Source organism: Paraburkholderia sp. (genome assembly GCF_036488505.1).
GTDB lineage: Bacteria > Pseudomonadota > Gammaproteobacteria > Burkholderiales > Burkholderiaceae > Paraburkholderia.
This window is the reverse complement of sequence record NZ_DASXHN010000132.1, coordinates 25,949-50,774: the sequence shown is the minus strand read 5'-3', so window position 1 is coordinate 50,774 and position 24,826 is coordinate 25,949. Positions and strand designations below refer to the sequence as shown.

Sequence of the window (24,826 nt, the reverse complement as noted above, 5' to 3'; positions counted from 1 at the left end):
TCAATCTCCGGTAACATCACGCCATGCACAATCATCTCGTCGTCGCGCTCGCCTACGACCGGCTCTGCACCTTCGAATTCGGCTGCGTGACCGAACTGTTCGCGCTCGAGCGTCCTGAGCTCGGCGTGGACTGGTATCGCTTCGCGGTCTGCGCAACCGAGCCGGGCCCGATCCGGGCGGCGGGCGGCATCACGCTTGCCGCGCCTTATACGCTCAAGTTGCTGGAGCGCGCCGACACCATCGTCATTCCCGGCTGGCGCGATGCCGACGAAGTGCCCCCCGAACCGCTCCTGAAGAAAATCCGCGCCGCCTACGCGCGCGGCGCGCGCCTCTGTTCGATCTGCTCGGGCGTGTTCGTGCTCGCGGCGGCGGGCGTGCTCGATGGCAAGACCGTCACGACGCACTGGCGCTATGCCGAAAAATTGCAGCAGCGCTATCCGCAATTGCGCGTGCAGCCGGACGCGCTCTATGTCGACGAAGGGCAGATCATCACCTCGGCAGGTTCGGCGGCGGGGCTCGACATGCTGCTGCATCTGGTGCGGCGCGATCACGGCAGCGCGGTGGCGAACCGGGTCGCGCAGCGGCTCGTGGTGCCGCCGCCTCGCGAGGGTGGCCAGGCGCAGTTCGTGCCGCGCCCCATGCCGCACGACGACAGCGGCCGTCTGTCCAAACTGATGGACTGGGTGCGCAGTCATCCCGCCTTGCCGCATACATTGCGCTCGCTCGCCGGGCGGGCGGCGATGAGTCCGCGCACACTGCAGCGCCAGTTTCACGATGCCACCGGCATGGCGCCTTATGAGTGGCTCGTGCGCGAGCGCGTGGCCATCGCGCGCGAGCTGCTCGAAGCGCCAGCGGCGATGCCGATGACGCGTGTCGCTGAACTCGCGGGCTTTGGCTCCGAGGAGTCGTTGCGGCGGCATTTCCGCCGGATCGCGTTGACGAGTCCGGGCGCGTACCGGCGCAAGTTCGGCGGGGTGGAGGCGCAGTGACCGTCAGCGCGCGGCGCAACCGACGTGTCGGCGCCAAACGGTCCGACTTACCGGCCTGTAACACCTAAGCTTTACAAGGTTTTCATTTATAAGTTGAAAGCCCGCCGTACATCGAGGGAGCACCTGTGTCCGACATCGTGAAGATCATCGCCAGTTTCAACGCCGGTCGCGATCCTGAAAGACTCGCGATGAAATACCAGGCCATGCGCGGCTCGCCCTTCGTGTTCTTGCGCGGCACCTGTCATCTGTTCTATGAACGACTGCCGCGTGCGAAGGTACTCGACGACGCGCCGGCGGTGTGGATCTGCGGCGATATGCACTTCGAGAATTTCGGCAGCTACAAGGCCGACAATCGCCTGATTTATTTCGACAACAACGATTTCGACGAAGCGTGTCTCGCGCCGGTGCCGTATGAACTCGTGCGTCTGCTGACGAGCGTGCTGGTCGGGGCGTCCGATCTGAAGCTGAGCCGCGCGCAGGCGCTCGCGTTGTGCCACACCGCGCTCGGCGCATACGGCGCGGCGCTCGCGTTCGGCAAGTCGCGCTGGATCGAAGCCGAAACCGCGGTCGGGATGGTGCGCGAACTGCTCGACGGGCTCGCGAGCCGCACGCGCGCCGCGCATCTGAACCGGCGCACGGTGCTCAAAGGAAAGACCCGCGTGCTCAAGGTCGACGGCAAGAAGGCGTTGCCGGTAAGCGACGAACGGCGCACGGCGGTCATGCAGTTCATGCAGCAGTTCGCGGCGGGCGAGCCGAATCCCGAGTTCTATCGCACGCTGGATGTCGCGCGGCGGATCGCTGGCACTGGCAGCCTCGGTGTCGATCGTTACGTGATTCTGGTGGAGGGCAAGGGCTCGCCGGACGGCAACTATCTGATCGATCTGAAGGAGGCGCTGCCGTCGTCGGTCAGCCCGCACGTGCGCGTCGCGCAGCCGAAATGGCAGACCGACGCGCAACGGGTCGTCGAAGTGCAGCGGCGCAATCAGGCGGTGTCGCAGGCGTTTTTGCACGCAGTCGATTTCAACGGGCGTTCGTATGTGTTGCGCAGTTTGCAGCCATCGGAAGATCGCGTCGCGCTGGCCGACTGGCGCGGCAAGCTGCCGCGGCTGGAGGAAGTGATCAACAGCATGGCCGAATTGAGCGCGTGGGCGCATTTACGCAGCGGCGGGCGGCAGACGTCGGCGATTGCCGACGATCTGTTCGCGTTCGGCAACCGGCACGACTGGCAACTGCCGTTGATCGATCTGGCGACGCAATGCGAAAAGCAGGTCGCGGAGGACTGGAAGACGTACTGCGATGCGTATGATCGCGGCGCGTTCGATTTGATGAAGAAGCCGTGAAACTTCTTTCTAGTTCAACAGGATGTCAATAAACCGCGGGTGTCTGAACGAAGAGGAGCAACTGCCCGATCCGTACGTTAAACCCACTGCGCATCATCCGCTCCGCGTGCCAGCAGCGCTCCAGACAAACCCTGATTGCTGCGGGGATTTGCCCGCTGCTATCTTTCGCTGGTCTGTGTGGAAGCGCTTCCACTGACGAGCCGGCGAGCGATTTACGCGTGGCTCGAGCGGAGGCGCGGCGCTTGGCGCCACACCCGATTCAATGACCTCAGCGCAGGAGAGAATCCGTGGGAAACGACGCATCCGCAGTCATCGACGCCATCTCGCCGCACACTCACGGCGGCTCGCACGCCGACCCGTTCACGCCGCCCGCCGATTCGTCGCTGTGGCGCAAGGACTTCCTGCTCGGCGCGGCCACCGCGTCGTATCAGATCGAAGGCGCGGTCAATGAAGACGGCCGGCTGCCATCGATCTGGGATACGTTCTCGGCGACGCCGGGCAAAGTGCTCGCGGGCGACACCGGCGCGGTCGCATGCGACCACTATCATCGCTGGGAGCAGGATGTCGAACTGCTCGCGGGGCTCGGCCTCGAAGCGTATCGGCTATCGGTTGCGTGGCCGCGCGTAATGGACGCCAACGGCGCGCCGAACCGCAAGGGACTCGACTTCTACAAGCGTCTGCTCGCGCGTCTGAAAGACAAAGGGATCAAGACCTTCGTCACGCTGTACCACTGGGATTTGCCGCAGTATCTGGAGGATCGCGGCGGCTGGCTCAATCGCGACACCGCTTATCGTTTCGCCGATTACGCGGACCTGATGAGCCGCGAACTGCATGGCATGGTCGACGCGTGGGCGACGCTCAACGAGCCGTGGTGCTCCGCGTATCTTGGCTATGGCAATGGTCATCACGCGCCGGGACTTGCGAACCCGCGTTTCGCGACGCAGGCGATGCATCATCTGCTGCTCGCTCATGGGCTTGCGATTCCGGTGCTGCGCGCGAACGATCCGCAGTCGCATAAAGGCATCGTCGCGAACGTCGGCCGTGGCACGCCGAATGGCGACAGCGCCGCCGACCGCCGTGCGGCCGAACTGTTCGAAGTCCAGCACAACGCATGGATTCTCGATCCGCTACTGAACGGTGAATACCCGCAAAAGCTGTTCGAACTGTGGCCTGGTACCGAACCGCTCGTGCTCGACGGCGACATGCAAACCATTGCCACGCCGCTCGATTTTCTCGGCATCAACTACTATTTCCGCACCAATGTCGCGAGCGATGGCGCGCACGGTTTCAACGACGTACCGCTCGCGGGCGTCGAGCGCACGCAGATGGGTTGGGAAGTCTATCCCGATGGCCTGCGCGATCTGCTGACTGGTTTCAAGGCCGGCTACGCGAACCTGCCGCCGATCTATATCACCGAAAATGGCATGGCGTCGAACGACGAGGTGGTCGACGGCCGCGTCGACGACACGCAGCGCATTTCGTTTCTCAAGCGCCATCTCGCCGCGGTCGATCAGGCGATCAAGGCGGGTGTCGACGTGCGCGGCTACTTCCTGTGGTCACTGATGGACAACTTCGAATGGGCGTTCGGCTACGAGCGGCGCTTCGGTATCGTGCATGTCGACTACGACACGCAGAAGCGCACGATCAAACGCAGCGCCGAACTGGTGGCCAAATTCCTGAAAGAGCGCGACGCGCTCGCGTGAATGCATTCAACGCATCGAACGCATGGAACGGGTTCAACGCATCGGGTCATGAAGCGGTGCAGACCAATCGCGCAACCCGAGCAACAGATAACAACGACAACATAACAAGCGCCGCGTCACGACGCGCGAATAATGCGGTAAAGCAACGCAGTAAAAATGGGTGGAGCTGGTTTGTCTTTCGACTTGGCATACGGGCCGCGCGCCCGAAGGAGACGGAATGAACAGCAGCAAAATGGTCTTGCGAGCCGTAGTTGCGGCACTGGCGCTGTATGGCGTCGTCGCGCAGGCGGAGCCGCTCAAGGCCAACGTGATTCACTGGTGGACCTCGGGCGGCGAATCAGCCGCGATCCGCCAGTTCGCCGATGCATACGACAAGGCAGGCGGCCAGTGGGTCGATAACGCCGTCGCCGGCGCGGATCAGGCACGCTCCACCGCGATCAACCGCATCGTCGGCGGCGATCCACCCACCGCCGCGCAGTTCAACACGTCAAAGCAGTTCCACGATCTGATCGATCAGGGGCTGCTGAACAATGTCGACGAGGTGGCCGCGAAAGAAAACTGGAACGGCATCTTTCCGCAGTCGATTCTCGACAGCATCAAGGTGAAGGGCCATTACTACGCGGCCCCGGTCGACATCCATATGCCGGCTTGGTTCTTCTATTCGAAGCCGGTGTTCCAGAAAGCCGGTATCGCGAGCGAGCCGAAGAGCTATGACGAATTCATCGCCGATCTCGTCAAGCTGAAGTCCGCTGGCGTGATTCCGCTCGCGTTCGGCGGCCAGCCGTGGCAGGAGAAGATCACGTTCGACGCGGTGCTGGCCGACGTCGGCGGCCCGGACCTGTACATGAAGGTCTATCGCGATCACGACGCGAACGCGGTGAATTCCGATGCGTTCAAGAAGGTGCTCGCGTCGTTCAAGCGGCTGCACGATTTCGTCGATCCGGGCTCGCCTGGGCGCAACTGGAACGACGCGACCGCGCTCGTGACATCGGGCAAGGCCGGCGTGCAGATCATGGGCGACTGGGCCAAGGGTGAATTCGTCGCGGCCAACCAGACTGCCGGCAAGGACTTCGGCTGCTTCCCAGGCTTCGGGCCGCATTCGCCGTATCTGGTCGCCGGCGATGTGTTCGTGTTCCCGAAGACCGACAACGCGTCGGCAATCAAGGCGCAGAACCTGCTCGCCACGGTGATGACGTCGCCGTCCGCGCAGGTCGCGTTCAGCGCAAAGAAAGGCTCGATTCCGATTCGTCCTGACGTCGATGCCGCTAGCCTCGACATATGCGCGAAGGAGGGCATCGCGATCATGAAGGACAAGTCGCGTCAGTTGCCGAATCCGGAAATGCTGCTGTCGCCCGATACGCAGGGCGCGCTGATTGACGTCGTGACGAACTTCTGGAACAAGAACCAGTCCGTCGACGACGCGCAGAAAGCATTCGCCAGCGCGTTGAAGGGCTAAGGCGCCGCGATGCACGCGCTCAAGGCGCCAGCCGCCGCCGCTTCGAAGCCGCGCGGCAGCTCGGGTAGCAGGCCGGGTCGCAAACCGCTGAAGCGGCGGTTTTCGATCGCGGTCTGGCTGGCTCTGCTGCCGATGATCCTGACCGTCGTGGTCGCGTATCTCGGCACGATGGTCTGGACCGCGCGCGTGTCGCTCAGCAACTCGCACACGTTTCCGTCCAATCAATTCGTCGGCTTCACGCAGTACGTGCGGCTTTTCCATAACGATCGATGGCTCGTGTCGCTGCAGAACATCGTGATCTACGGCGCGTGCTTCATCGTCGCGTGCATGGTGATCGGTTTGCTGCTGGCGGTTTTCATCGATCAGCGGGTGGTCGCCGAAGGCGCGTTGCGCACGGTGTTTCTTTATCCGTATGCGATGTCGTTCGTGGCGACCGGGCTCGTGTGGCAATGGATTCTCAATCCGGAACTCGGCGCACAGCAGGTACTGCACCGGCTCGGCTTCACGCATGCGCGCTTCGACTGGATCGTCGATCAGGACTGGGTGATCTATACGATCGTGATCGCGACCGTGTGGCAGGCGTCGGGTCTGGTGATGGCGCTGTTGCTCGCGGGTCTGCGCGGCATCGACGAAGAGCTGTGGAAAGCCGCGTGCATCGATGGGATTCCGCGCTGGCGGGTGTACGCGAGCATCGTCGTGCCGATGCTCGGACCGTCGATCTCGACCGCATTCGTGCTGTTGTTCGTGATGGTCGTGAAGCTCTACGACGCGGTCGTCGCGATGACCCAGGGCGGCCCCGGCACCGCCAGCGAAGTGCCGGCCAAGTTCATCATGGACTATCTGTTCGGACGCGCGAACATCGGGCTCGCGTCGGCGGCCTCGATCGTGCTGCTCGCCACGGTGCTGGCGATACTCGCGCCGTTCTTCTATGCGCGCAGCCGCGCGGCACTGCGTGGGGAGCGATGATGAGCACACTCGATCCTTCGTTCAACCGCGGCGCCGCGCATGGTACTGGCCGCTCGCGTCCGCGCCGCTCCGCGTTCTCGCCCGCGCGCATCGGCATCTACGCGTTCCTGCTGAGTGCGGCGGTGTTCTTTCTGCTGCCGCTCTACGTGATGCTGGTCACGTCGGTCAAGCCGATGAGCGAGATCCGGCTCGGCAATCTGCTCGCGTTTCCAGCGCATTTCACACTCGACGCATGGAGCGCCGCGTGGCAATCCGCGTGTACCGGGCTCGATTGCAACGGCATTCGCGTCGGCTTCTGGAACTCGGTGCGTATCGTCGTGCCGAGCACGATCTTCTCGATCGCGGTCGGCGCGGTGAACGGCTACGCGCTGAGCTTCTGGCGCCCGCGCGGTGCGGGCGTACTGTTCGGCGTGTTGCTGCTCGGCGCGTTCATTCCGGTGCAGGTGATGGTCTATCCGCTCGTGCGCGTACTCGCGAGCGTGCATCTGTTCAGTTCGCTGCCCGGGATCGTCGTGGTTCACACGATCTTCGGCATGCCGGTGATGACGCTGCTGTTTCGCAACTACTACGTATCGATTCCACAAGAGTTGTTCAAGGCGGCCCGCATCGACGGCGGGGGCTTCTGGCGCATCTTCTTTCAATTGATGCTGCCGATGTCGACGCCGATCATCGTCGTCGCGCTGATCATGCAGGTCACCGGTATCTGGAACGACTTCATTCTCGGCCTCGTGTTCGCGGGCACGAAGAATCTGCCGATGACGGTGCAACTGAACAACATCATCAATACGACCACGGGCGAGCGTCTGTACAACGTCAACATGGCAGCGACGATTCTGACGTCGATGGTGCCGCTCGCGATCTACTTCATTTCCGGCCGCTGGTTCGTGCGCGGCATCGCGTCGGGCGCTGTGAAAGGATAGGGCAGGGCAAACATGGCTAATACGATCAATGCGCCGTTGAATGCGCCACTCAATGGGCCGCTCGACGCGCTCGCGGATGCAGCGCGCGCGGAAGACGCCGCAGTGGGCGCCGCGGCGCTCGCGCATCCGGCCAACGTCGCGATCCGCGATCTGACGATCCGGCTCGGTTCGAACACGGTGATCGAGAATCTCGATCTGGACGTGCTCGCGGGCGAATTCGTCGTGCTGCTTGGGCCGTCCGGCTGCGGTAAGTCCACGCTGCTGCACAGTATCGCGGGGCTGATCGACGTGACGGACGGCAGCATCGAGATCGCCGGCGAAGACATGACATGGGCCGATCCGAAGGATCGCCGCATCGCGCTCGTGTTCCAGTCGTACGCGCTGTATCCGACGATGAGCGTCGAGCGCAATCTGTCGTTCGCGCTGCGCATCAACGGCACGCCGAAGGCGGAAATCGCGCGGCGCGTCGCGCGCGCATCCGAGATGCTGCAACTCGGGCCGTTGCTCAAGCGCAAGCCGTCGCAACTGTCCGGCGGACAGCGGCAGCGCGTCGCGATCGGTCGCGCGATCGTGCGCGAAGCCGATGTATTCCTGTTCGACGAACCGCTGTCGAATCTCGACGCGAAGCTGCGCACCGAGTTGCGCCGCGAGCTGAAGCAACTGCATCAACGGCTCGGCGCGACGATGATCTACGTGACGCACGATCAGGTCGAAGCAATGACGCTCGCGACCCGCATGGCCGTGATGCGCGGCGGCGTGATCCAGCAATTCGGCACACCGGCCGAGGTCTACGCGCGGCCGGACAATCTGTTCGTCGCGACGTTCCTCGGCTCGCCCGCGATGAATCTGCTGAATGGTACGCTCGATACCCGCGATGGCGTCGTGCACTTCTGTTCCGCGCATTTGCGGCTCGACGTGTCGGCGTATGCGTTCAAGGACGCGCCCACGCAAGGGCGGCCGTGCGTGCTCGGCGTGCGCGCCGAAGACGTGCATGTCGATGCGAGCGGTGCCCCGGGTGCCGTGGAGCGCGCGAAAGTCTCGCTGGTGGAGCCGATGGGCAACCACCGGGTCATTTGGCTCGACTATCATGGCGGACAGATCGCGTCGATCGATCAGACCAGAACGCCGCTCGCGGAAGGCAACACCGTGGCGTTTTCGCTCGACGCCGCGCATGTCTCGCTGTTCGACGAAGCAGGCGGCGCGCGCCTCTAACGCCGCGCTGCGCCCGCGCGCGACGGCTCGTCGACACAAGGCTTGATGGAGAACCGCGTGGCAACACTGAAGGACGTCGCCGAACTGGCCGGCGTGGGTATGTCGACCGCCTCACGAGCCATTTCCGGTAAAGGACCGGTTTCGGCCGATGCGGCAGCCCGCGTGAAGGCGGCGATCGAGGCGCTGAATTTTCGGCCGTCGTCGATCGGCCGGGCGATGGCGACGCAGCAGCTCGGCATCATCGGCATTTTCGTGCCGACGTTTTTCGGCTCCTACTACGGCACGATTCTGAAGCAGACCGACACCGAGTTGCGCGCGGTGGGCCGTCATGTGGTGGTCGCGACCGGCTGCGGGGAAGTATCGCCGCGCGAGCAGGCGATGGAGGCGGTGCGCTTTCTGATCGGCCGCGATTGCGACGGCGTCGTCGTGATCAGCCACGATCTGCACGACGAAGACCTGATCATGCTGCACGGCATGCATCCGAAGATGGTGTTCCTGAACCGCGCTTTCGAACAATTGCCGGAAGCGTCGTTCTGCGCGGATCACTGGCGCGGCGGTGAGCTGGCGGCGCGCACGCTGCTCGACCATGGGCATCGCCATATCGCGGTCATTTCGGGACCGTCCACCGCGTCGGATAACCAGACGCGGATCGGAGGCTTTTTCGCCGAACTGGCGCGCGCCGGCATCGCGCGCGACGACGTCACGCTGATCGAATCGGACTTCTCACCCGAAGGCGGCTATGCGGCCGCGCAACAGCTGCTCGATTCGCAGCGGCACTTTACGGGGCTCTTCTGCGCGAACGACACGATGGCGGTCAGCGTCCTCGCACGCTTGCATCAAGCGGGCATTTCGGTGCCCGGCGATGTTTCCGTGATCGGTTACGACGACGATTACTCGGCCGCCTATGCGGCGCCGGGGCTCACGTCGGTTCATATTCCGACCGCGGAGCTCACGCGCAATGCCGTGCGCTGGCTCATCAACCAGTGCTACCGGACCTCGTGGGAGATCTTCCGCGAGTTTCCTGTCAGCGTGACGATGCGCGCGTCGGTGGGACCGGCGTCCTCCATGAAGAAGACATCGCGACGGGCAACGCGCTAGGAGCGACCGTCTATCGGGCGGCGCCAACCTGAATGCGCGCACAGGCCGCCCCGCAATCGCGTCGCGCGGCAGGCCGGTTCGATCACGTGTGATCCTTTGCAAGCGTCTCGTAATGCCTCGCAACAGTACTTTGCGTTTTCCCTCATTTATTTTGCATGTGACTGCTCTACACTGCGCGGTAACAATTTGTTACGGGGTGCGGGGCATGTTGGCTGTCTTTCTGATCGCCTGTCCGATCTGCATTGCTGCGCTGTTCGGTTTTGCGCGGCATGTGGATCCGGTGACAGGGCGCTTCAAACGTTAATTTCCAAGCGGGTTCTTGCTGCGGCAACATCGGGCGAAGTTTTGCTCGTGGTCAGCTTTTGGCCGGCTTTTAAATGAGCGGTGATCCGATTTCTTTCGAGCCGCTTGCGCTTTTCCATTCTCGAATAACCTGTTCGGTCGTTCATCAAGTGTTGCCTTTGCTTGCCGACTCGCGGCACGATGCGCGATTAACCTAAGTTTTCGGGGCGGCATCGCGTATGCAGGCTTTTTTGCAACGTATGACCACACGCGTCAGCGTGCTGAAGGGCGTTCTTCCGTTGAGCCGGGCTGCGGCCGCGCGCGATGCGCTGGCCGGCGTGCAGCTTGCGTCGATGGATATTCCGCAGGTGCTCGGCTACGCGCGCATTGCCGGCATGCCCGCGGTCACCGGGCTCTATACCGTTTTCGCGCCGCTCATTGCGTTCGCGTTTTTTGGCGCGTCGCGGCATCTGGTCGTCGCGGCCGACTCGGCCACCGCCACCATTTTCGCGAGCCGTCTGGCGACGATGGCGCCGCCCTCGAGCGCGGAATACGCGGCGCTTGCCGCGATGGTTGCGCTGCTGACCGCCGCGTTGCTGCTGGTCGCGCGCATCTTCAAGCTTGGCTTTCTCGCCGATTTCCTGTCGCGTACCGTACTGGTCGGTTTCCTCGCGGGCGTCGGCGTGCAGGTCGGCATCGCGATGCTCGGCGATATGGCCGGCGTGCCGGGACACGCGGCCCGCAGCGTCGATCAATTGCTGCTGGTCGTGCGCGAAGCCGCGCAGATTCATCTGCCGACGCTCGCGATTTCCGCGCTCGTGGTTGCCGCGATTCTCGTGTGCAAACGCTTCTGGCCGCGCTTGCCGGTGCCATTGATCGCGGTCGTCGCGGGTATTGCTGCCAGCCACGCGCTCGATTTCGCGGCCCACGGTATTTCCATTCTCGGCCCCGTCGAGGGCGGACTGCCGCCCTTGCGCATTCCGTCGGTCACGTGGCAGCAGATGCTCGACCTCGTGCCGGTCGCCGCATCCTGCTTCGTGATGATCGTCGCGCAAAGCGCCGCCGCGAGCCGCGTGTTCGCCGAGCGCTATCACGAGCCGGTCGATACCAACGCGGACCTGCTCGGCATCGCGGCGGCCAACGCGGCGGCGGCGCTGTCGGGGGCGTTCGTCGTCAACGGCAGCCCGACGCAGACCGCGATGGCCGATCGGGCCGGCACGCGCAGTCAGTTCGCGCAACTGGTGTTCGCGGCGGTCGTCGTCGCGGTGCTGCTGTTTTTTAGCCGCTATCTGCAGTATCTGCCGCACTGCATTCTCGCGAGCATCGTGTTTACGATCGCGATCGGGCTGATCAATCTGCGATCGCTATTCGCGATCCGCCGCGAAAGTCCCGGCGAATTCGCGCTGGCGGTGTTCACCGCCGCGGCGGTCGTGCTGATCGGCGTCGAGCACGGGATTCTGGTGGCGGTCGCACTGTCGCTGCTGCGCCACGTGCGCCACAGCTACCGGCCGCACACGATGGTGCTCGCCCCCGGCGACGACGGCACGTGGGTGCCGGTGCCGGCGGTGCCGGGCATCGAGACCGCGCCGGGGCTGATCGTCTATCGCTTTGGCGCCGACCTGTTCTACGCGAACGACCACTTTTTCGTCGACGATACGCGCCGCCTGATCGATCGCGCGCCGAGCCCGGTGCGCTGGTTCGTCGTCGACGCGAGCGCGATCACCGATCTCGACTATTCGGCGGCGCGCTCGGTGGGCGAGCTGTGCACGGCGCTCAAGCACAGCGGTATCGAGGTGATTTTCGCGCGGGTGAACCAGTATCTGCGCTCGGATATGGACCGGCATGGGATCACCCCGATCGTCGCCGAGCGCTGCATTTTCGGCACGTTGCACGAGGCTTTGCTGGCGGCCGGAATCGAGAAGCCGCATCAGCAGGTGAAGGGCGCGCCGTAGCGCGCGCATCGCGCCAACGCAGCCATCAGTGCGGCGCTTGTTCGTCGGCGAAAAAATAGCCGATGAAAAAGCACACGCCCGCGATGACGATGCCCAGCACCGCGACGGTGTAAGCGAGCCGCACGCCGTGCCACAGGCTGTCGAACCATTGATGAAGCTGCGCCATCAGCACGGCCGCATTGCCGCCGATCTGCTGCAGTTCGATCTGGTAGCGCGGATCGACGATGCTGTACATCGCGACCGCGCTATCCGGCGGTGGTGCGCTCGCATAAAGGAGCGCCGCGGCGATGAAGCCCGCGAGCATGATTGCCGTGCCGGTGAAGTACAGCCGCTTTTGCAGCGGCGAGCGCGGACCCGATCGGTGTGGTTCGCTGTGGTTCTCTTTGCTGTTGCCGTTCATCGTTTGCACTATGCGCGTGGCCTGAGCCGTTCATCGGGCGATTGGCGCCAGTATCGCAGAGCGGCGCCCAACCGGGCCGAACGCTAAAACACGCGCTAGTTTCGCGACGTCAGCAGCTTGAGCCCGGCAATCCCGAACATGACGGCGAGCGAGCCGTCGAACCAGCGGCGGACCGCGGTATAGATGCGCCGTGCGGACGCGGTCGAAAACAGCACCGCGTAGCTGCTGAACACCGTCGCGCCGATCACCATGCAGCCGAGCACGACCGGCATCACGTGCGCCGCGCCGTGTACCGGCGACATCGCGAGCGACACGATCGACAGCCACACCAGCACGGCCTTCGGATTGGTCAGATGCAGTAGCAGGCCGCGCAGATAGAGCCGCCTGAGCGGTTCGCCGGTGCGTGCCGCGCTGGCGGCCGGCTTACCGGCGTTGAGCGCCGAGCGCGCGGATTTGAAGCCGAGCCACAGCAGATACAAACCGCCCGCGATCCTGATCGCGACGAGACCCCGCGAGTAGCTGACGAGCAGCGCCGACAAACCAAGCGACGCGACCAGCGCCCATGAGAACGAGCCGGACACCACGCCGAGCGCGAACACGAGGGCGGCGCGCCGGCCTGAACTCATCGCGAGCGACATGATCGCGAGATTGCTCGGCCCGGGGCTCGCGGTGCCGACGAAATAGGCGCTGTAGGCGATCAGGACATCGGCGGTGAGCAGCGGGCTGGCGATCATGGCGGGCACAAGTGAGGGCGGAAAGGGCGCGCGCGAGGATGCGCGAACGACGATTCTGCGCGTCACGATGCGCGACTCACAGAGACAGTTGCCCGTTCGTACAGCGGCACAATCGGCGCGCGCGCCGGTAGCGGGCGTGCATTCGATCGGTGCTGCGCGTGTGGGACCTTGTGCTCAAACCCGCGCCGCGCCCGCAATACATTCGGCCAGCGCATCCGCGACCACCTGCCGACTATGCCGTGGCCGCTGCACCAGACCGATTTCCCGTTGGAACGTCGCATCGCCGAGTTCGAGCGCAACGACGTTCGCCGGCCATTTGCCGAGCCCGGCCGTGGTCGGAATCAGCGCGACGCCCATGCCGCGCGCGACCAGTTGCACGATCGCCTGCAATTCGTCGAGTTCGATCGCGTCGCGTACGCTCACGCGCGCGCGCCGCAGAAAGCGGTCGACCAGCCGGCCGCCGAACGACGCCCGGTCATAGCGGATAAACGGCTCGCTCGTGAGCAGTTCGCGCCACGAGCGCCCGCCGCGCGCGAGCTTTTTCGGCGCGAGCAGCACGAACGGCTCGCGGACGATCGTGCGCCACTCGAGTTCGGACGGCAACGCGAACGGCGGCCGGATGATCACCGCGAGATCCAGCTCGCCGGCATCGACCTGGCCCAGAAGACTCAGCGACACGCCCGGCACGACCCGGATGCGCCAGCCGGGCCGGTCGTCGCGAAAGCGCGCGAGCGCGTCGGCGAGCAGCGCCACTTGGGCGGACGCGATCGCGCCGACCCGCAGCATGCCGTTTTCGGCCGCGCCGGCGCCACGTTCGGCGAGCCGCGCGTAGAGCGTCATCATTTCCTCGGCGAGCACGAGCGTGTCGCGGCCGGCCTCGTTGAGCGTCGCCGAACGCCCGGTGCGGTCGAATAGCTGGAAGCCCAGTTCCTGCTCGAGCCGCTGCATCTGCGCGCTGACGGCCGACTGCGTGAGCCCGATGCGCGCGCCCGCGCCGGAAAACGTGCCGTACTGGCTGACGGCGATGAAGGTCTTCAGTTCGCTGAGCATGGTTGATCGATCGATTTTCGTGTTGGTCAGATCAAATATATATCGTTTCTCAGCATTTTTATTCATGGTTAAAATTCACCTCACATCCTTCCCCTATCGTCCCCCTTCATTCAGCGAGTCTTTGATCATGAGCGTTGCCCAAACCGTCGTGCCGCCTTTCCATCTGGCCTTTCCCGTTCATAGCCTGGCCGCCGCGCGTGAGTTTTATGGCGAATTGCTCGGCTGTCCGGAAGGGCGCAGTTCCGAAGCATGGGTCGATTTCAACTTCTACGGCCATCAGATCGTCGCGCATCTCGCGCCGGACGAAATCGGTCATCGTCGTACGAGCCAGGTCGATGGCGACTCGGTGCCGGTGCGCCACTTCGGCGCGGTCTTGTCGATGGAGCAATGGCAGGCCGCCGCGGACAAGCTGCAAAACGCCGGCATCCAGTTCATCATCGAGCCGCACGTGCGCTTCAAGGGCGAGGCCGGCGAGCAGGCGACGATGTTCTTCCTCGATCCGTCGGGTAACGCGCTGGAGTTCAAGGCATTCGCCGATATGTCGGCGCTGTTCGCTAAATAAGCGTCGACAGCGACGAGCCGCAACGGCGGCAGTTGCGGATGAAGGGCCGGTCAATCGCGCGGGCACGGATTGACCGGCTTTTTCGTGGGCGCTCGCCCGCGGAACGCCGCTTTTATGCGAATCAAACCGAAAGCATGTTCACGATATTTCGACCGTGAGCCGCACCGCGCATCAGCAAACGTTTCATTAACTGACGCTAACTTTATTCAACAACCGTTTGCGGATCGGCCATCGGACGATAAGTCCGTGACGCTCGCGGCGTCCGAAAAACGCGCTGCAGCCTTACAACAAGCTTCCTGACAATTCCGCCATTTTGGCGCCATGCAGGTGTTGGTCCGATCGATCTAGCATAAGCTCACATTGCATCCCTCCCTGTCACCCGCATCCTCTCTGGCCCGTTTCAATGTGGATCGTCAACGTAGCGCTTAAGCGGCCATACACGTTCATCGTGATGGCGATTCTGATCGTGCTGGCGACGCCATTCGTGTTGTTCACCACGCCTGTTGACGTGCTGCCGGAAATCAACATTCCGGTCGTCAGTATCATCTGGACGTACACCGGGTTGTCGGCCGAGGACATGGCCAACCGCATGACGTCGGTCAACGAGCGCAGCTTGACCACCACGGTCAACGACATCGAGCACATCGAATCGCAATCGCTGCCGGGCATCGCGATCCTGAAGGTGTTTTTGCAGCCGAATGCGAATATCCAGACCGCGATCGCGCAGACGGTAGCGGTCGAACAGGCGCAGTTGAAGCAGATGCCGCCGGGCGCCACGGCGCCGCTCGTAATCAGCTACTCGGCCTCCAGTATTCCGGTGATCCAGCTCGGCCTGTCGAGCCCGAAGCTCTCGGAGCAGGATCTCAACGACGTCGCGCTGAACTTCCTGCGCCCGCAACTCGTGACGATTCCAGGCGCCGCCGTGCCTTACCCGTACGGCGGCAAATCGCGTCTCATCTCGGTCGACCTCGACACGCGCGCACTGCTTGCCAAAGGCCTGACTCCGACCGACGTGGTCGACGCGTTCAACGCGCAGAACCTGATTCTGCCGACCGGCACGGCCAAGATCGGACCGAAGGAATACACGGTCGACATGAACGGCTCGCCGTCCACCATCGAAGGCCTCAACGACATTCCGGTGCGTACCGTCAACGGCGCGACCACCTATCTGCGCGAAGTCGCGCACGTGCGCGACGGCTATTCACCGCAAACCAATATCGTTCGGCAGAACGGTCATCGCGGTGTGCTGATGTCGGTGCTGAAAAACGGCAACGCGTCGACGCTGTCGATCGTCGATTCGCTCAAAGCCCTGCTGCCCGGCGCGCGCGCTTCGCTGCCTGACGATCTGCAGATCACCGCGCTGTTCGATCAATCGGTGTTCGTGAAGGCGGCGGTGCAGGGGGTGGTGCGCGAGGCGCTGGTCGCCGCCGCGCTGACCGCCGCGATGATCCTGCTGTTCCTCGGCAACTGGCGCAGCACCTGCATCATCGCGATTTCGATTCCGTTGTCGATTCTCTCGTCGCTGCTGGCGCTGCACGCGCTCGGGCAGACCATCAACATCATGACGCTCGGCGGCCTCGCGCTCGCGGTCGGGATCCTGGTGGACGACGCGACGGTGACGATCGAGAACATCGAACGGCACCTGCATTTAGGCACTAATCTGCACGACGCGATTCTCGACGGCGCCGGCGAAATCGCGGTTCCGGCGCTCGTGTCGACGCTGTGTATCTGTATCGTGTTCGTGCCGATGTTTTTCCTGACCGGCGTCGCGCGCTATCTGTTCGTGCCGCTGGCCGAAGCCGTGGTGTTCGCGATGCTCGCGTCGTACGTGCTGTCGCGCACGCTCGTGCCGACAATGGCGATGCTGTTGATGGGTCACGCGCACAAGCCGAAGCCGGGCACGAAGCCGAATCCGTTCATGCGGCTCTATCACCGCTTCGACGCAGGCTTCGAGCGCATGCGCGCGACCTACATCGTGATCCTGAGCAGCCTGCTGGTGCGCCGCAAGCTGTTTTGCAGCCTGTTCCTCGGCTTCTGCGTGCTGTCGTTGGGGCTCGCTTTCGCGCTCGGCGAAGACTTTTTCCCTAGCGTCGACGCGGGCGACATCCGTCTGCATATGCGCGCGCCGACCGGCACGCGCATCGAGGAAACCGCGCGGCTCGCCGATGAGGTCGAGCAGGTGATTCGCGAGGTCGTGCCGCCGCGCGAGCTGGGCACGATTCTCGACAACCTCGGGCTGCCGTACAGCGGTATCAATCTGTCGTATAGCAACTCGGGCACGATGGGCACGCTCGATGGAGAGATCCAGATTGCGCTGAACGAAGGCCACAAGTCGTCGCAGATCTATATGGACAAGCTGCGTCAGGTCTTGCCGCAGCGCTTTCCGGGCGTCGAGTTCTTCTTCCAGCCCGCCGACATCGTTACCCAGATCCTGAACTTCGGCTTGCCTGCCGCGGTCGATGTGCAGATTTCCGGCGCGAACCAGCAGGGCAACTTCGACGTCGCGCGCAAGCTGCTCAAACAGGTGCGGCTGATTCCTGGCACGGTCGACACGCATATCCAGCAGAAGCTCGACGAGCCGGTGATCAGTCTGTATATGGACCGCACGCGCTTGCAGCAGCTGAACCTGAGCGCGAACAACGTCGCGCAGAACGTGCTGGTTTCGTTGTCGGGCAGTTCACAGACGTCGCCGGGATTCTGGATCAACAACCGCAACGGCGTCGAATACAAGGTCGCGGTGCAGACGCCGCAGTACCAGGTGTCGTCGATCGACGAGCTGCTGCGCACGCCGGTGTCGGCGACGATGAACGGGCCCACGCAACTGCTCGGCAACCTCGTGCGCGTGTCGCCAAAAGCGCAGTTCGCGGAAGTCTCGCACTACAACATCCGGCCGGTGATCGATCTGTACGTGAGCGTCGAAAAGCGCGATCTGGGCAGCGTCGCGAATCAGGTCGACAAGCTGGTCGACCAGGTGCGCGCGTCGCTGCCGCGCGGCAGCACGATCGTCGTGCGCGGCCAGGTGCAGACGATGCGCAGTTCGTTCCTCGGGCTAGGTCTTGGCGTGGCGATGGCAATCGTGCTGGTGTATCTGTTGATCGTCGTCAACTTCCAGTCGTGGATCGATCCGCTCATCATCGTCAGCGCGTTGCCGGCGGCCCTCGCGGGCATCGTCTGGATGCTGTTCCTGACCGGCACGCATCTAAGCGTGCCGGCGCTGACCGGCGCAATCATGACGATGGGCGTCGCGACCGCGAATAGTATTCTGATGGTGGCGTTCGCGCGCCAGCGGCTCACGGCCGGCGCGCCGCCGCTCACCGCCGCGCTCGAAGCGGGCGCGAGCCGGATTCGCCCGGTCCTGATGACCGCGTTCGCGATGATCATCGGCATGATTCCGATGGCGCTCGGTCTTGGCGAAGGGGCCGAACAGAATGCGCCGCTGGGCCGCGCGGTGATCGGCGGCCTGCTGTTTGCGACGGTATCCACGCTGTTTTTCGTGCCGCTCGTGTTCGCCGGGATTCATTCGGCGCTGGCGCGCCGCAAGAAGAACGACGGCGACCCGGACCCGGCGGACCCTCACGGCGGTAATAACGGCAACGGCGGCAACGGCGGCGATCGTGGTGACGCTGGCAATGGCGCCGGCAGTGCCGCGCCCGAGCACAGCAGTGCGGCCACGCCCGCGTAAAAGTTAAACGATGGTTGACTGAGATGACAGAAAAGACTCATGCATCGCTAGCGATCCCCACGCGGGAAGCCGAAGACGGGGGGCACGTGCTGCCGCCGCGCCATCGCGAATGGAGGCGCGCGAAGATCGCAGTCGTGATCGTGCTGGTGCTGCTGGCGATCGGCGCGCTGCGTACGGTGATCGCAAACGTGCTGCAAAGCCGCGAAGTCGAGGCGACGACGCAGCACAACGCCGTCCAGTACGTGAACACGGTGTTGCCTAAACAGACCAATAGCGGAGGCGACACGCTGCTGCCGGGCACGTTGCGCGGCTATGTGGAGTCGCCGATCTACGCGCGCTCGACCGGTTATCTGTTGCACTGGTATGCGGATATCGGCGCGCATGTGAAGCAGGGCCAACTGCTTGCGGAACTCGACACACCCGAAATCGACCAGGAACTCGCGCAGGCTTTGGCGCAGCGTCAGCAGACCAATTCGAGCCTCGGCCTCGCGAAAAGCTCGCTCGAACGCTGGCAGCAGTTGCGCCAGCGCGATGCGGTGTCGCAGCAGGAACTCGACGAGCGGCAAAGCACGTACGCGCAGGACGTCGCGAATCTCGCCGCCGCGGATGCAAACGTCAAGCGCTTGCAGCAACTCGAATCGTTCAAGCGGATCGTCGCGCCGTTTTCTGGCGTGGTCACGCAGCGCAATGTCGACGTCGGCGATCTGATCGACGCGGGCAGTGGCACGAGCCGGGCGCTGTTCGCGCTCGCGCAGTCCGACCCGCTGCGCGTCTTTGTGCAGTTGCCGCAGGCCTACGCGCAGAACGTCGCGGTCGGACAGCAGGTCGTGGTCACCCAGGCCGAGCTGCCGGGCCAGCAGTTCGAAGGCAAGATCACGCATATTTCCGGTGCGATCGACGTGCCCACGCGTTCGTTGCAAATCGAAGTGACGCTGCCGAACCCCGACGACAAGCTGCGCCCCGGCGCGTACGTGCAGGTCGCGGTGCCCGCGACCGCGCACGCGCGCCTCACTGTGCCAGGCAATGCACTGCTGTTTCGCGCCGAAGGTCCGCGCGTCGCGGTCGTCGATGCGAAGGGCAAGGTGCGCCTGCATAAGGTCGTGATCGCGCAGGATTTGGGCCAGACGCTCGAAATCTCGAGCGGCATCGAGCCGACCGATCACATCATCATCAACCCGAGCGACTCGATCGCCGATGGCGATCATGTGCAGGTAGAGCCGCAGAAGAACGGCAAGGGGGCGTCGTGAGGTTCGCGGCGCCACACCGGACTGTCGCCGCACTCGCTGCGCTCGCGTCGGGCTCGGCGGTCACGACGCTGACCGTATTCGCCGGGGCGGCGTTGCTCGCCGCCTGCACGGTCGGCCCGGACTACCAGCGGCCGCAAGCCGAGGTGCCGCCGGACTGGCATACCGATTCGTTCTGGCGCGTCGCCGCGCCGTCGCATGCGCCGATCGCGCCGGACTGGTGGACAGGTTTCGCCGACCCGACGCTCGCGCATCTGGAAACCGAGGCGCTCGCGCAGAACCAGACGCTCGTCGCCGCAAGCGCGCATTACGAGCAGGCGAAGGCGACGCTTGCGAACGTCAGCGCGCAGCGCGTGCCGGAAGTCGATCTGGCCGCATCGGCGTCGCGCTTCAGGATTTCGAGCGACCGGCCGCTGACGAACTATGCGACGCCGACGCAATCGACGGTGCAGAACAGCATTCAGCTCGGCCCGACGCTCACGTACGACACCGATCTGTTCGGCCGCATTCGCCGCGAGGTGCAAGGCGCGCAGGCATCGGCCGAACAGTCCGCCGACGATCTCGCGAACGCGCGGCTCGTGCTGACCACCGATCTCGCCACCGACTATTTCTCGCTGCGCGAACTCGACGCCGAGATCGACGTGCTGAACCAGTCGGTCAAGCTGCAGCAGAAAGCGCTCGATTACGTGAATTCCGAGCACGACCTCGGCGCGGTGTCGGGGCTCGACGTGTTGCAGCAGAAATCGCAGCTCGACGCGACTCGCGTGCAGGCGCAACTGCTGCTCAATCAGCGCGCGCAGTTCGAACATGCGATCGCCGCTCTGGTCGGCGTGCCGGCCCCGCAGTTCGCGATCGAACCGCAAGTGCTCGATATCAAGCCGCCGACCATTCCGCTCGGCGTGCCGAGCGACGTGCTGCAACGCCGGCCCGACATCGCATCGGCGGAGCGCGCGATGGCGGCGGCCAATGCGCAGATCGGCGTGGCCAAGGCCGCGTTCTTCCCGAGCCTGACGCTCACGCCCGGCATCGGCTGGGAAAGCACGCAGTTCGCCAGCCTGCTGAGCGCGCCGACGCTGATGTGGACGCTCGGTGCGGCGGTCAGCCAGGTGGTGTTCGACGGCGGGCGCCGCGCGGCCAACGTCAAGTATGCGAGCGAGGGCTACAGGGCCACCGAAGCAGATTATCGGCAGACCGTGCTGAGCGCGTTCCAGCAGGTGCAGGACGGCATCACCGGGCTGTCGGTGCTGGACGGCGCGGCAAGGCAGTCGCACGAAGCGGTCGAAGATGCACAGCGTTTGTTGTCGCTCGCAAACGACCGCTATTCGGGCGGCCTGGTCGCGTATCTGAACGTGATCGACGCGCAGCAATCGCTGCTGACGAGCGAGCGTCAGGACGTGCAGATTCACGGCCAGCAACTGACGCTGTCGGTTGCGCTCGTGAAGGCGCTGGGCGGGGGATGGGATAGCGCGGGCGACGGCGCAAACGCCGCGGACATGGCGAACGCCACGAACGTGACGAACGTCGCCGACGTACCGAAGAACGCGCAGCAGGAGACGCCGTCTCCGGCACGCTGAAGCACTTGTGCGCGTGTACGCCGGCTGTGCCGCCGAGGCGTTGGCTTCGGCGTCGCAAATTCGGGGCGCTTCGTATAATGCAGACGCATGCAACGACGTTGCATGAGACCGGAGTAGCAGCAACGCGCCGACTCCGATCGACAGGGGACGTGGATGAAATTGCTGATCGTTGAAGACGAGCACAAGGTAGTGGACTACCTGCGCTCCGGTCTGACAGAGCAGGGCTGGGTCGTCGACGTCGCGCTCGACGGCGAGGAAGGCATGCATCTGGCCACCGAGTTCGATTACGACGTGATCGTCCTCGACGTGATGCTGCCCAAGCGCGACGGCTTCAGCGTGCTGAAGGCACTGCGCATGCGCAAGTCGACGCCGGTGATCATGCTGACCGCGCGCGATCACGTGAACGACCGCGTACGCGGCCTGCGCGAAGGCGCGGACGACTATCTGACCAAACCGTTTTCGTTTCTCGAACTGGTCGAGCGGCTGCATGCGCTCGCGCGGCGCACGCGTTCGCAGGAATCCACGCTGATCTCGGTCGGCGATCTGTTCGTCGATCTGATCGGCCGCCGCGCGACCCGTGACGGCGTGCGCCTCGACCTGACCGCGAAGGAATTCCAGCTGCTCAGCGTGCTCGCGCGGCGTCAGGGCGACATTCTGTCGAAGACCGCGATCACCGAACTGGTGTGGGACGTCAATTTCGACAGCCACACCAATGTGGTCGAGACCGCGATCAAGCGGCTGCGCGCGAAACTCGACGGCCCGTTCCCATCGAAATTGCTGCACACCGTGCGCGGGATGGGCTACGTGCTCGAAGTGCGCGAAGAGGCTGAGTCGCCATGAGCCGCTCGATCGCCCGGCGTCTCGCGTCGATGTTCGCGCTCGTCGCGCTGTTCGTGTTTACGCTCGTCGGCAGCGGACTCTTTTTGGTGCTGCGCACGCAACTGGAGCATCACCTGCGCGAATCGCTCGACGATCGCACGCAGATTGCGCGCATCATCGTCTATCACGCGGTGACGCCGGACAAATGGCGGATGGCGCGCGAAAAGCTCGCCGACATGACGCCGAACGACAGCAGCACCGTGTATGCGGTGTCGAGCGAGGACCCGAATTACCACTTCGGCAAGCCGGTGCAGGGCGCGGTGATCAAGGACTGGCCCGGCGGTTACGCGCGCATCGCGCCGGCCGGTGGGAGCCCCGACATGCTGACGTCCACCGTGACGCTGGCGGCCAACGGCGCGCGGCCGCCGGTGCAATTGCAGGTCGCCGCGAGCTATTCGCCGAACCTGCGCACGATGCGCGTATTCGCGTCCGCGCTTGCCGCGCTGTCCGCGCTCGGCAGTCTCGCGGTGCTGCTGCTCAGCTATTCGGTCACGCGGCTCGGCCTCGAACCGCTGACGCGCCTGACGCGCGACGCGTCGGCGGTCAGTCCGAACAATCGCTCGCAACGGCTGAACACCGCGTCGCTGCCGCTCGAGCTGAACGATCTGGCGAACTCGTTCAACGGCGCGCTCGAGCGGCTCGACGGCGCGTACGGCCGGCTCGAATCGTTCAACGCGGACGTCGCGCATGAATTGCGCACGCCGGTCACGATCCTGATTGGCCAGACCGAGGTGGCGCTCACCCGCAACCGCTCGGTCGACGATCTGCGCCACACGCTGCAATCGAATCTGGAAGAATACGAGCGCATGCGCGCGATCATCAACGACATGCTGTTCCTCGCGCGCGCCGATCAGGGCGAACGCGCGACGGGGCTGGTCGAGGTCTCGCTCGCCGCCGAAGTTGCGCATACGCTGGAGTTTCTGGAGATTCCGCTCGAGGAGGCGCGCGTGTATGCGCACCTCGAAGGCGATGCGCTCGCGCGGGTGAACCGGTCGCTGTTCGGCCGCGCGTGCACGAACCTGCTGATGAATGCGATCGAGCATTGCGAGCCGGGCGGGTCGATCAGCGTGACGATCGCGCGCGACGGCGGCCAGGTGCGTGTCGCAGTGGCGAATCCGGGGGCGCCGATCGCGCCGGACATCCTCGAACATCTGTTCGACCGCTTCTATCGCGCGGAAGTCTCGCGTACCAATAGCCGCGAAAACCATGGGCTCGGGCTCGCCATCGTGAAGGCGATTGCGGAGATGCATCGCGGCACCGTGTCCGCGCAAAGCGCCAACGGCGTCAATACGTTCTCGTTTTCGGTGGTGGCTTCGGCCCTGACAGCGCCGGGCGAGATGCCCGCGGCGGCCGCTCGCACGAACACGGTTGCGGCTGCCGATGCCGCTTATTCGCCGCTCGCGAAAGGCAAGTCGGCCTGAACCGGCAGGCGCGGTTTCAGCGCCTGCGCGCTGGCCGGCATCAACGCGCTGATGCGCACGCCCAACAGCCGCAGCTTGCGGTTCAACTCCACCCGCCGCAAACATTCGGTCGCCGCGCGGCGGATGTCGATCGCGTCGGCGGTCGCTTCGTCGAGCGTCAGATCGCGCGTGACGGTGCGGAAGTCGTCATAACGCAGCTTGATGCCAATCGTGCGGCCCACGTAGCCCTTGCGCACCAGGTCCTCCGCGACACGCACGCACAGCCCGGTAAATGCGCTCGATAACGCCGCCCGGTCATGACGCGGGTGCAGATCGCGCTCGAACGTGGTTTCGCGGCTGATCGACTTCGGCTCCGATTCGACCACGACCGGCCGCTCGTCGTGACCCTGCGCGACCTGCATCAGCCACGCCGAATAGCTGCGCCCGAAATTGTCCTGCAACAGGCCGGCGTCGGCGGCAGCCAGATCGCCGACCGTCGCGAGACCGAGCGCGGTCAGCTTTTCCGCGGCCTTCGGGCCGATCCCATTGACCTTGCGCACCGGCAGCGGCCATATGCGCAGTGGCACGTCGGCCGGCGTGAGGATCGTCAGGCCGTCGGGTTTGTCGAGTTCGGAGCCGATCTTCGCGAGCAGCTTGTTCGGCGCGACGCAGATCGAGCAGGTGAGACCGGTCGCGTCATTGACGGCCTGCTTGATGCGCGCGCCCAGGTCGTGCGGCTCACCGGGCAGGTCGGTCAGATCGATATAGATTTCGTCGATGCCGCGATCCTCGATGCGGTCGGTGAAGCTTCTGACGGCCGCCTTGAAAAGGCGCGAGTAGTGGCGGTACGACTCGAAGTCAGTGGGCAGCAGGATCGCGTCGGGGGCGAGCGCGGCGGCTTTCATCATGCCCATCGCTGAAAACACGCCGAACGCGCGCGCTTCGTAGGTGGAGGTGGTCACGACGCCGCGGCCCACGTAGTCGCGCAGTTTCGCGAAACGCCGGCTGCCGTTGGCGAGCACCTCGGGCGCGCTGTTGCGCCCGCCGCCGATCACGACCGCACGCCCGCGCAGTTCCGGATAACGCAGCAGCTCCACGGATGCGTAGAACGCGTCCATATCGAGGTGCGCGATGCGGCGGAGCGGGGAATTCATGGGCGGTAAAAGCGGACGAAGAGGCGACGGCGGTGAACAGGGGTTGTGCCGGCGTGCGTTGCGCCGGCGTCAGCGCGTAATAGTACCTTGCCGCGCGTCGCGTGCCGTGCCCGCAGCGGATCAACGCTTGCCGCAGCCTTTCACCCGCGCTTATGCCGCGCGATATCGAATCGACATTGCACACACCATTTTTCTCACCGATGTCCGCGTTTGGCGTGCTGGCTCGTGC

At 64.4% G+C, this 24,826-nt stretch carries 20 protein-coding genes; 15 read left to right on the top strand and 5 right to left on the bottom strand.

What is annotated here, in order from left to right; genetic code table 11:
- Positions 1–23: 23 nt before the first annotated feature.
- From ftrA to VGH68_RS07580, 8 genes are all read left to right on the top strand, one after another.
- Positions 24–989, top strand: a complete 966-nt coding sequence (ftrA, locus tag VGH68_RS07615; protein ID WP_331602953.1) for a transcriptional regulator FtrA — start codon at positions 24–26, stop codon at positions 987–989.
- Between the two features lie 125 nt (positions 990–1,114).
- On the top strand, positions 1,115–2,329 hold the full coding sequence (locus VGH68_RS07610; RefSeq protein WP_331602952.1) for a DUF2252 domain-containing protein: 1,215 nt from the start codon (positions 1,115–1,117) through the stop codon (positions 2,327–2,329).
- A 287-nt stretch (positions 2,330–2,616) separates the two neighbouring features.
- Entirely contained in the window at positions 2,617–4,032 is a 1,416-nt protein-coding gene (locus tag VGH68_RS07605) for a GH1 family beta-glucosidase (protein WP_331602951.1), read from the top strand.
- 217 nt (positions 4,033–4,249) lie between these two features.
- Positions 4,250–5,488, top strand: a complete 1,239-nt coding sequence (locus VGH68_RS07600; protein WP_331602950.1) for an ABC transporter substrate-binding protein — start codon at positions 4,250–4,252, stop codon at positions 5,486–5,488.
- A 9-nt stretch (positions 5,489–5,497) separates the two neighbouring features.
- Positions 5,498–6,454: a sugar ABC transporter permease gene (locus VGH68_RS07595; RefSeq protein WP_331602949.1), complete on the top strand. Its 957-nt coding sequence runs from the start codon at positions 5,498–5,500 to the stop codon at positions 6,452–6,454.
- On the top strand, positions 6,451–7,374 hold the full coding sequence (locus tag VGH68_RS07590; protein WP_331602948.1) for a carbohydrate ABC transporter permease: 924 nt from the start codon (positions 6,451–6,453) through the stop codon (positions 7,372–7,374). The genes VGH68_RS07595 and VGH68_RS07590 overlap by 4 nt, the downstream gene beginning before the upstream one ends.
- A 12-nt stretch (positions 7,375–7,386) precedes the next feature.
- Positions 7,387–8,586 (top strand): ABC transporter ATP-binding protein, encoded by a 1,200-nt coding sequence (locus VGH68_RS07585; protein ID WP_331602947.1) that lies wholly within the window; start codon positions 7,387–7,389, stop codon positions 8,584–8,586.
- A 45-nt stretch (positions 8,587–8,631) separates the two neighbouring features.
- The gene (locus tag VGH68_RS07580; RefSeq protein WP_331602946.1) at positions 8,632–9,684 is read left to right on the top strand and encodes a substrate-binding domain-containing protein; all 1,053 of its coding nucleotides are present in this window, start codon (positions 8,632–8,634) and stop codon (positions 9,682–9,684) included.
- 293 nt (positions 9,685–9,977) lie between these two features.
- Here VGH68_RS07580 and VGH68_RS07575 read toward each other — a convergent pair whose 3' ends face one another.
- Positions 9,978–10,133, bottom strand: coding sequence for a hypothetical protein (locus VGH68_RS07575; protein ID WP_331602945.1), 156 nt, complete (start codon positions 10,131–10,133; stop codon positions 9,978–9,980).
- A gap of 93 nt (positions 10,134–10,226) precedes the next feature.
- On the opposite strand from VGH68_RS07575, the gene VGH68_RS07570 reads away from it, so the two are divergent.
- On the top strand, positions 10,227–11,918 hold the full coding sequence (locus tag VGH68_RS07570; protein WP_414696909.1) for a SulP family inorganic anion transporter: 1,692 nt from the start codon (positions 10,227–10,229) through the stop codon (positions 11,916–11,918).
- A gap of 25 nt (positions 11,919–11,943) precedes the next feature.
- On the opposite strand, the gene VGH68_RS07565 is transcribed toward VGH68_RS07570, so the two are convergent.
- From VGH68_RS07565 to VGH68_RS07555, 3 genes are all read right to left on the bottom strand, one after another.
- Positions 11,944–12,318 carry a hypothetical protein gene (locus VGH68_RS07565; protein WP_331602942.1) on the bottom strand — a complete coding sequence of 125 codons (375 nt, stop codon included), beginning with the start codon at positions 12,316–12,318 and terminating at the stop codon, positions 11,944–11,946.
- Positions 12,319–12,413: 95 nt separating this feature from the next.
- The gene (locus VGH68_RS07560; RefSeq protein ID WP_331602940.1) at positions 12,414–13,052 is read right to left on the bottom strand and encodes a LysE family translocator; all 639 of its coding nucleotides are present in this window, start codon (positions 13,050–13,052) and stop codon (positions 12,414–12,416) included.
- A gap of 174 nt (positions 13,053–13,226) precedes the next feature.
- The gene (locus tag VGH68_RS07555; RefSeq protein ID WP_331602938.1) at positions 13,227–14,102 is read right to left on the bottom strand and encodes a LysR family transcriptional regulator; all 876 of its coding nucleotides are present in this window, start codon (positions 14,100–14,102) and stop codon (positions 13,227–13,229) included.
- 127 nt (positions 14,103–14,229) lie between these two features.
- Between VGH68_RS07555 and VGH68_RS07550 the strand changes: the two genes are divergently transcribed.
- From VGH68_RS07550 to VGH68_RS07525, 6 genes are all read left to right on the top strand, one after another.
- On the top strand, positions 14,230–14,664 hold the full coding sequence (locus VGH68_RS07550) for a VOC family protein (RefSeq protein ID WP_331602936.1): 435 nt from the start codon (positions 14,230–14,232) through the stop codon (positions 14,662–14,664).
- Positions 14,665–15,067: 403 nt separating this feature from the next.
- Positions 15,068–18,346 carry an efflux RND transporter permease subunit gene (locus tag VGH68_RS07545; RefSeq protein ID WP_331602935.1) on the top strand — a complete coding sequence of 1,093 codons (3,279 nt, stop codon included), beginning with the start codon at positions 15,068–15,070 and terminating at the stop codon, positions 18,344–18,346.
- Positions 18,347–18,369: 23 nt separating this feature from the next.
- A complete protein-coding gene (locus VGH68_RS07540) occupies positions 18,370–19,593 on the top strand; it encodes an efflux RND transporter periplasmic adaptor subunit (RefSeq protein ID WP_331602934.1) in 1,224 nt (407 codons plus the stop codon).
- Between the two features lie 68 nt (positions 19,594–19,661).
- The gene (locus VGH68_RS07535; RefSeq protein WP_331602954.1) at positions 19,662–21,164 is read left to right on the top strand and encodes an efflux transporter outer membrane subunit; all 1,503 of its coding nucleotides are present in this window, start codon (positions 19,662–19,664) and stop codon (positions 21,162–21,164) included.
- A gap of 153 nt (positions 21,165–21,317) precedes the next feature.
- Positions 21,318–22,004: a heavy metal response regulator transcription factor gene (locus tag VGH68_RS07530; protein WP_331602933.1), complete on the top strand. Its 687-nt coding sequence runs from the start codon at positions 21,318–21,320 to the stop codon at positions 22,002–22,004.
- Positions 22,001–23,464 (top strand): heavy metal sensor histidine kinase, encoded by a 1,464-nt coding sequence (locus tag VGH68_RS07525; RefSeq protein ID WP_331602932.1) that lies wholly within the window; start codon positions 22,001–22,003, stop codon positions 23,462–23,464. Before VGH68_RS07530 ends, VGH68_RS07525 begins: the two co-directional genes overlap by 4 nt.
- Here the strand turns inward: VGH68_RS07525 and dinB are convergent.
- Positions 23,431–24,597, bottom strand: a complete 1,167-nt coding sequence (dinB, locus tag VGH68_RS07520) for a DNA polymerase IV (protein ID WP_331602930.1) — start codon at positions 24,595–24,597, stop codon at positions 23,431–23,433. The genes VGH68_RS07525 and dinB overlap by 34 nt on opposite strands.
- Positions 24,598–24,826: the final 229 nt, after the last annotated feature.

What these genes read in the sequence shown, in the direction of transcription:
- ftrA (WP_331602953.1), top strand. Translation starts at nt 24, where the DNA reads ATGCACAATCATCTCGTCGTCGCGCTCGCCTACGACCGGCTCTGCACC.
- VGH68_RS07600 (WP_331602950.1), top strand. Translation starts at nt 4,250, where the DNA reads ATGAACAGCAGCAAAATGGTCTTGCGAGCCGTAGTTGCGGCACTGGCG.
- VGH68_RS07595 (WP_331602949.1), top strand. Translation starts at nt 5,498, where the DNA reads ATGCACGCGCTCAAGGCGCCAGCCGCCGCCGCTTCGAAGCCGCGCGGC.
- VGH68_RS07590 (WP_331602948.1), top strand. Translation starts at nt 6,451, where the DNA reads ATGATGAGCACACTCGATCCTTCGTTCAACCGCGGCGCCGCGCATGGT.
- VGH68_RS07585 (WP_331602947.1), top strand. Translation starts at nt 7,387, where the DNA reads ATGGCTAATACGATCAATGCGCCGTTGAATGCGCCACTCAATGGGCCG.
- VGH68_RS07580 (WP_331602946.1), top strand. Translation starts at nt 8,632, where the DNA reads ATGGAGAACCGCGTGGCAACACTGAAGGACGTCGCCGAACTGGCCGGC.
- VGH68_RS07575 (WP_331602945.1), bottom strand. Translation starts at nt 10,133, where the DNA reads ATGAACGACCGAACAGGTTATTCGAGAATGGAAAAGCGCAAGCGGCTC.
- VGH68_RS07570 (WP_414696909.1), top strand. Translation starts at nt 10,227, where the DNA reads ATGACCACACGCGTCAGCGTGCTGAAGGGCGTTCTTCCGTTGAGCCGG.
- VGH68_RS07565 (WP_331602942.1), bottom strand. Translation starts at nt 12,318, where the DNA reads ATGAACGGCAACAGCAAAGAGAACCACAGCGAACCACACCGATCGGGT.
- VGH68_RS07560 (WP_331602940.1), bottom strand. Translation starts at nt 13,052, where the DNA reads ATGATCGCCAGCCCGCTGCTCACCGCCGATGTCCTGATCGCCTACAGC.
- VGH68_RS07555 (WP_331602938.1), bottom strand. Translation starts at nt 14,102, where the DNA reads ATGCTCAGCGAACTGAAGACCTTCATCGCCGTCAGCCAGTACGGCACG.
- VGH68_RS07550 (WP_331602936.1), top strand. Translation starts at nt 14,230, where the DNA reads ATGAGCGTTGCCCAAACCGTCGTGCCGCCTTTCCATCTGGCCTTTCCC.
- VGH68_RS07545 (WP_331602935.1), top strand. Translation starts at nt 15,068, where the DNA reads ATGTGGATCGTCAACGTAGCGCTTAAGCGGCCATACACGTTCATCGTG.
- VGH68_RS07540 (WP_331602934.1), top strand. Translation starts at nt 18,370, where the DNA reads ATGACAGAAAAGACTCATGCATCGCTAGCGATCCCCACGCGGGAAGCC.
- VGH68_RS07530 (WP_331602933.1), top strand. Translation starts at nt 21,318, where the DNA reads ATGAAATTGCTGATCGTTGAAGACGAGCACAAGGTAGTGGACTACCTG.
- VGH68_RS07525 (WP_331602932.1), top strand. Translation starts at nt 22,001, where the DNA reads ATGAGCCGCTCGATCGCCCGGCGTCTCGCGTCGATGTTCGCGCTCGTC.
- dinB (WP_331602930.1), bottom strand. Translation starts at nt 24,597, where the DNA reads ATGAATTCCCCGCTCCGCCGCATCGCGCACCTCGATATGGACGCGTTC.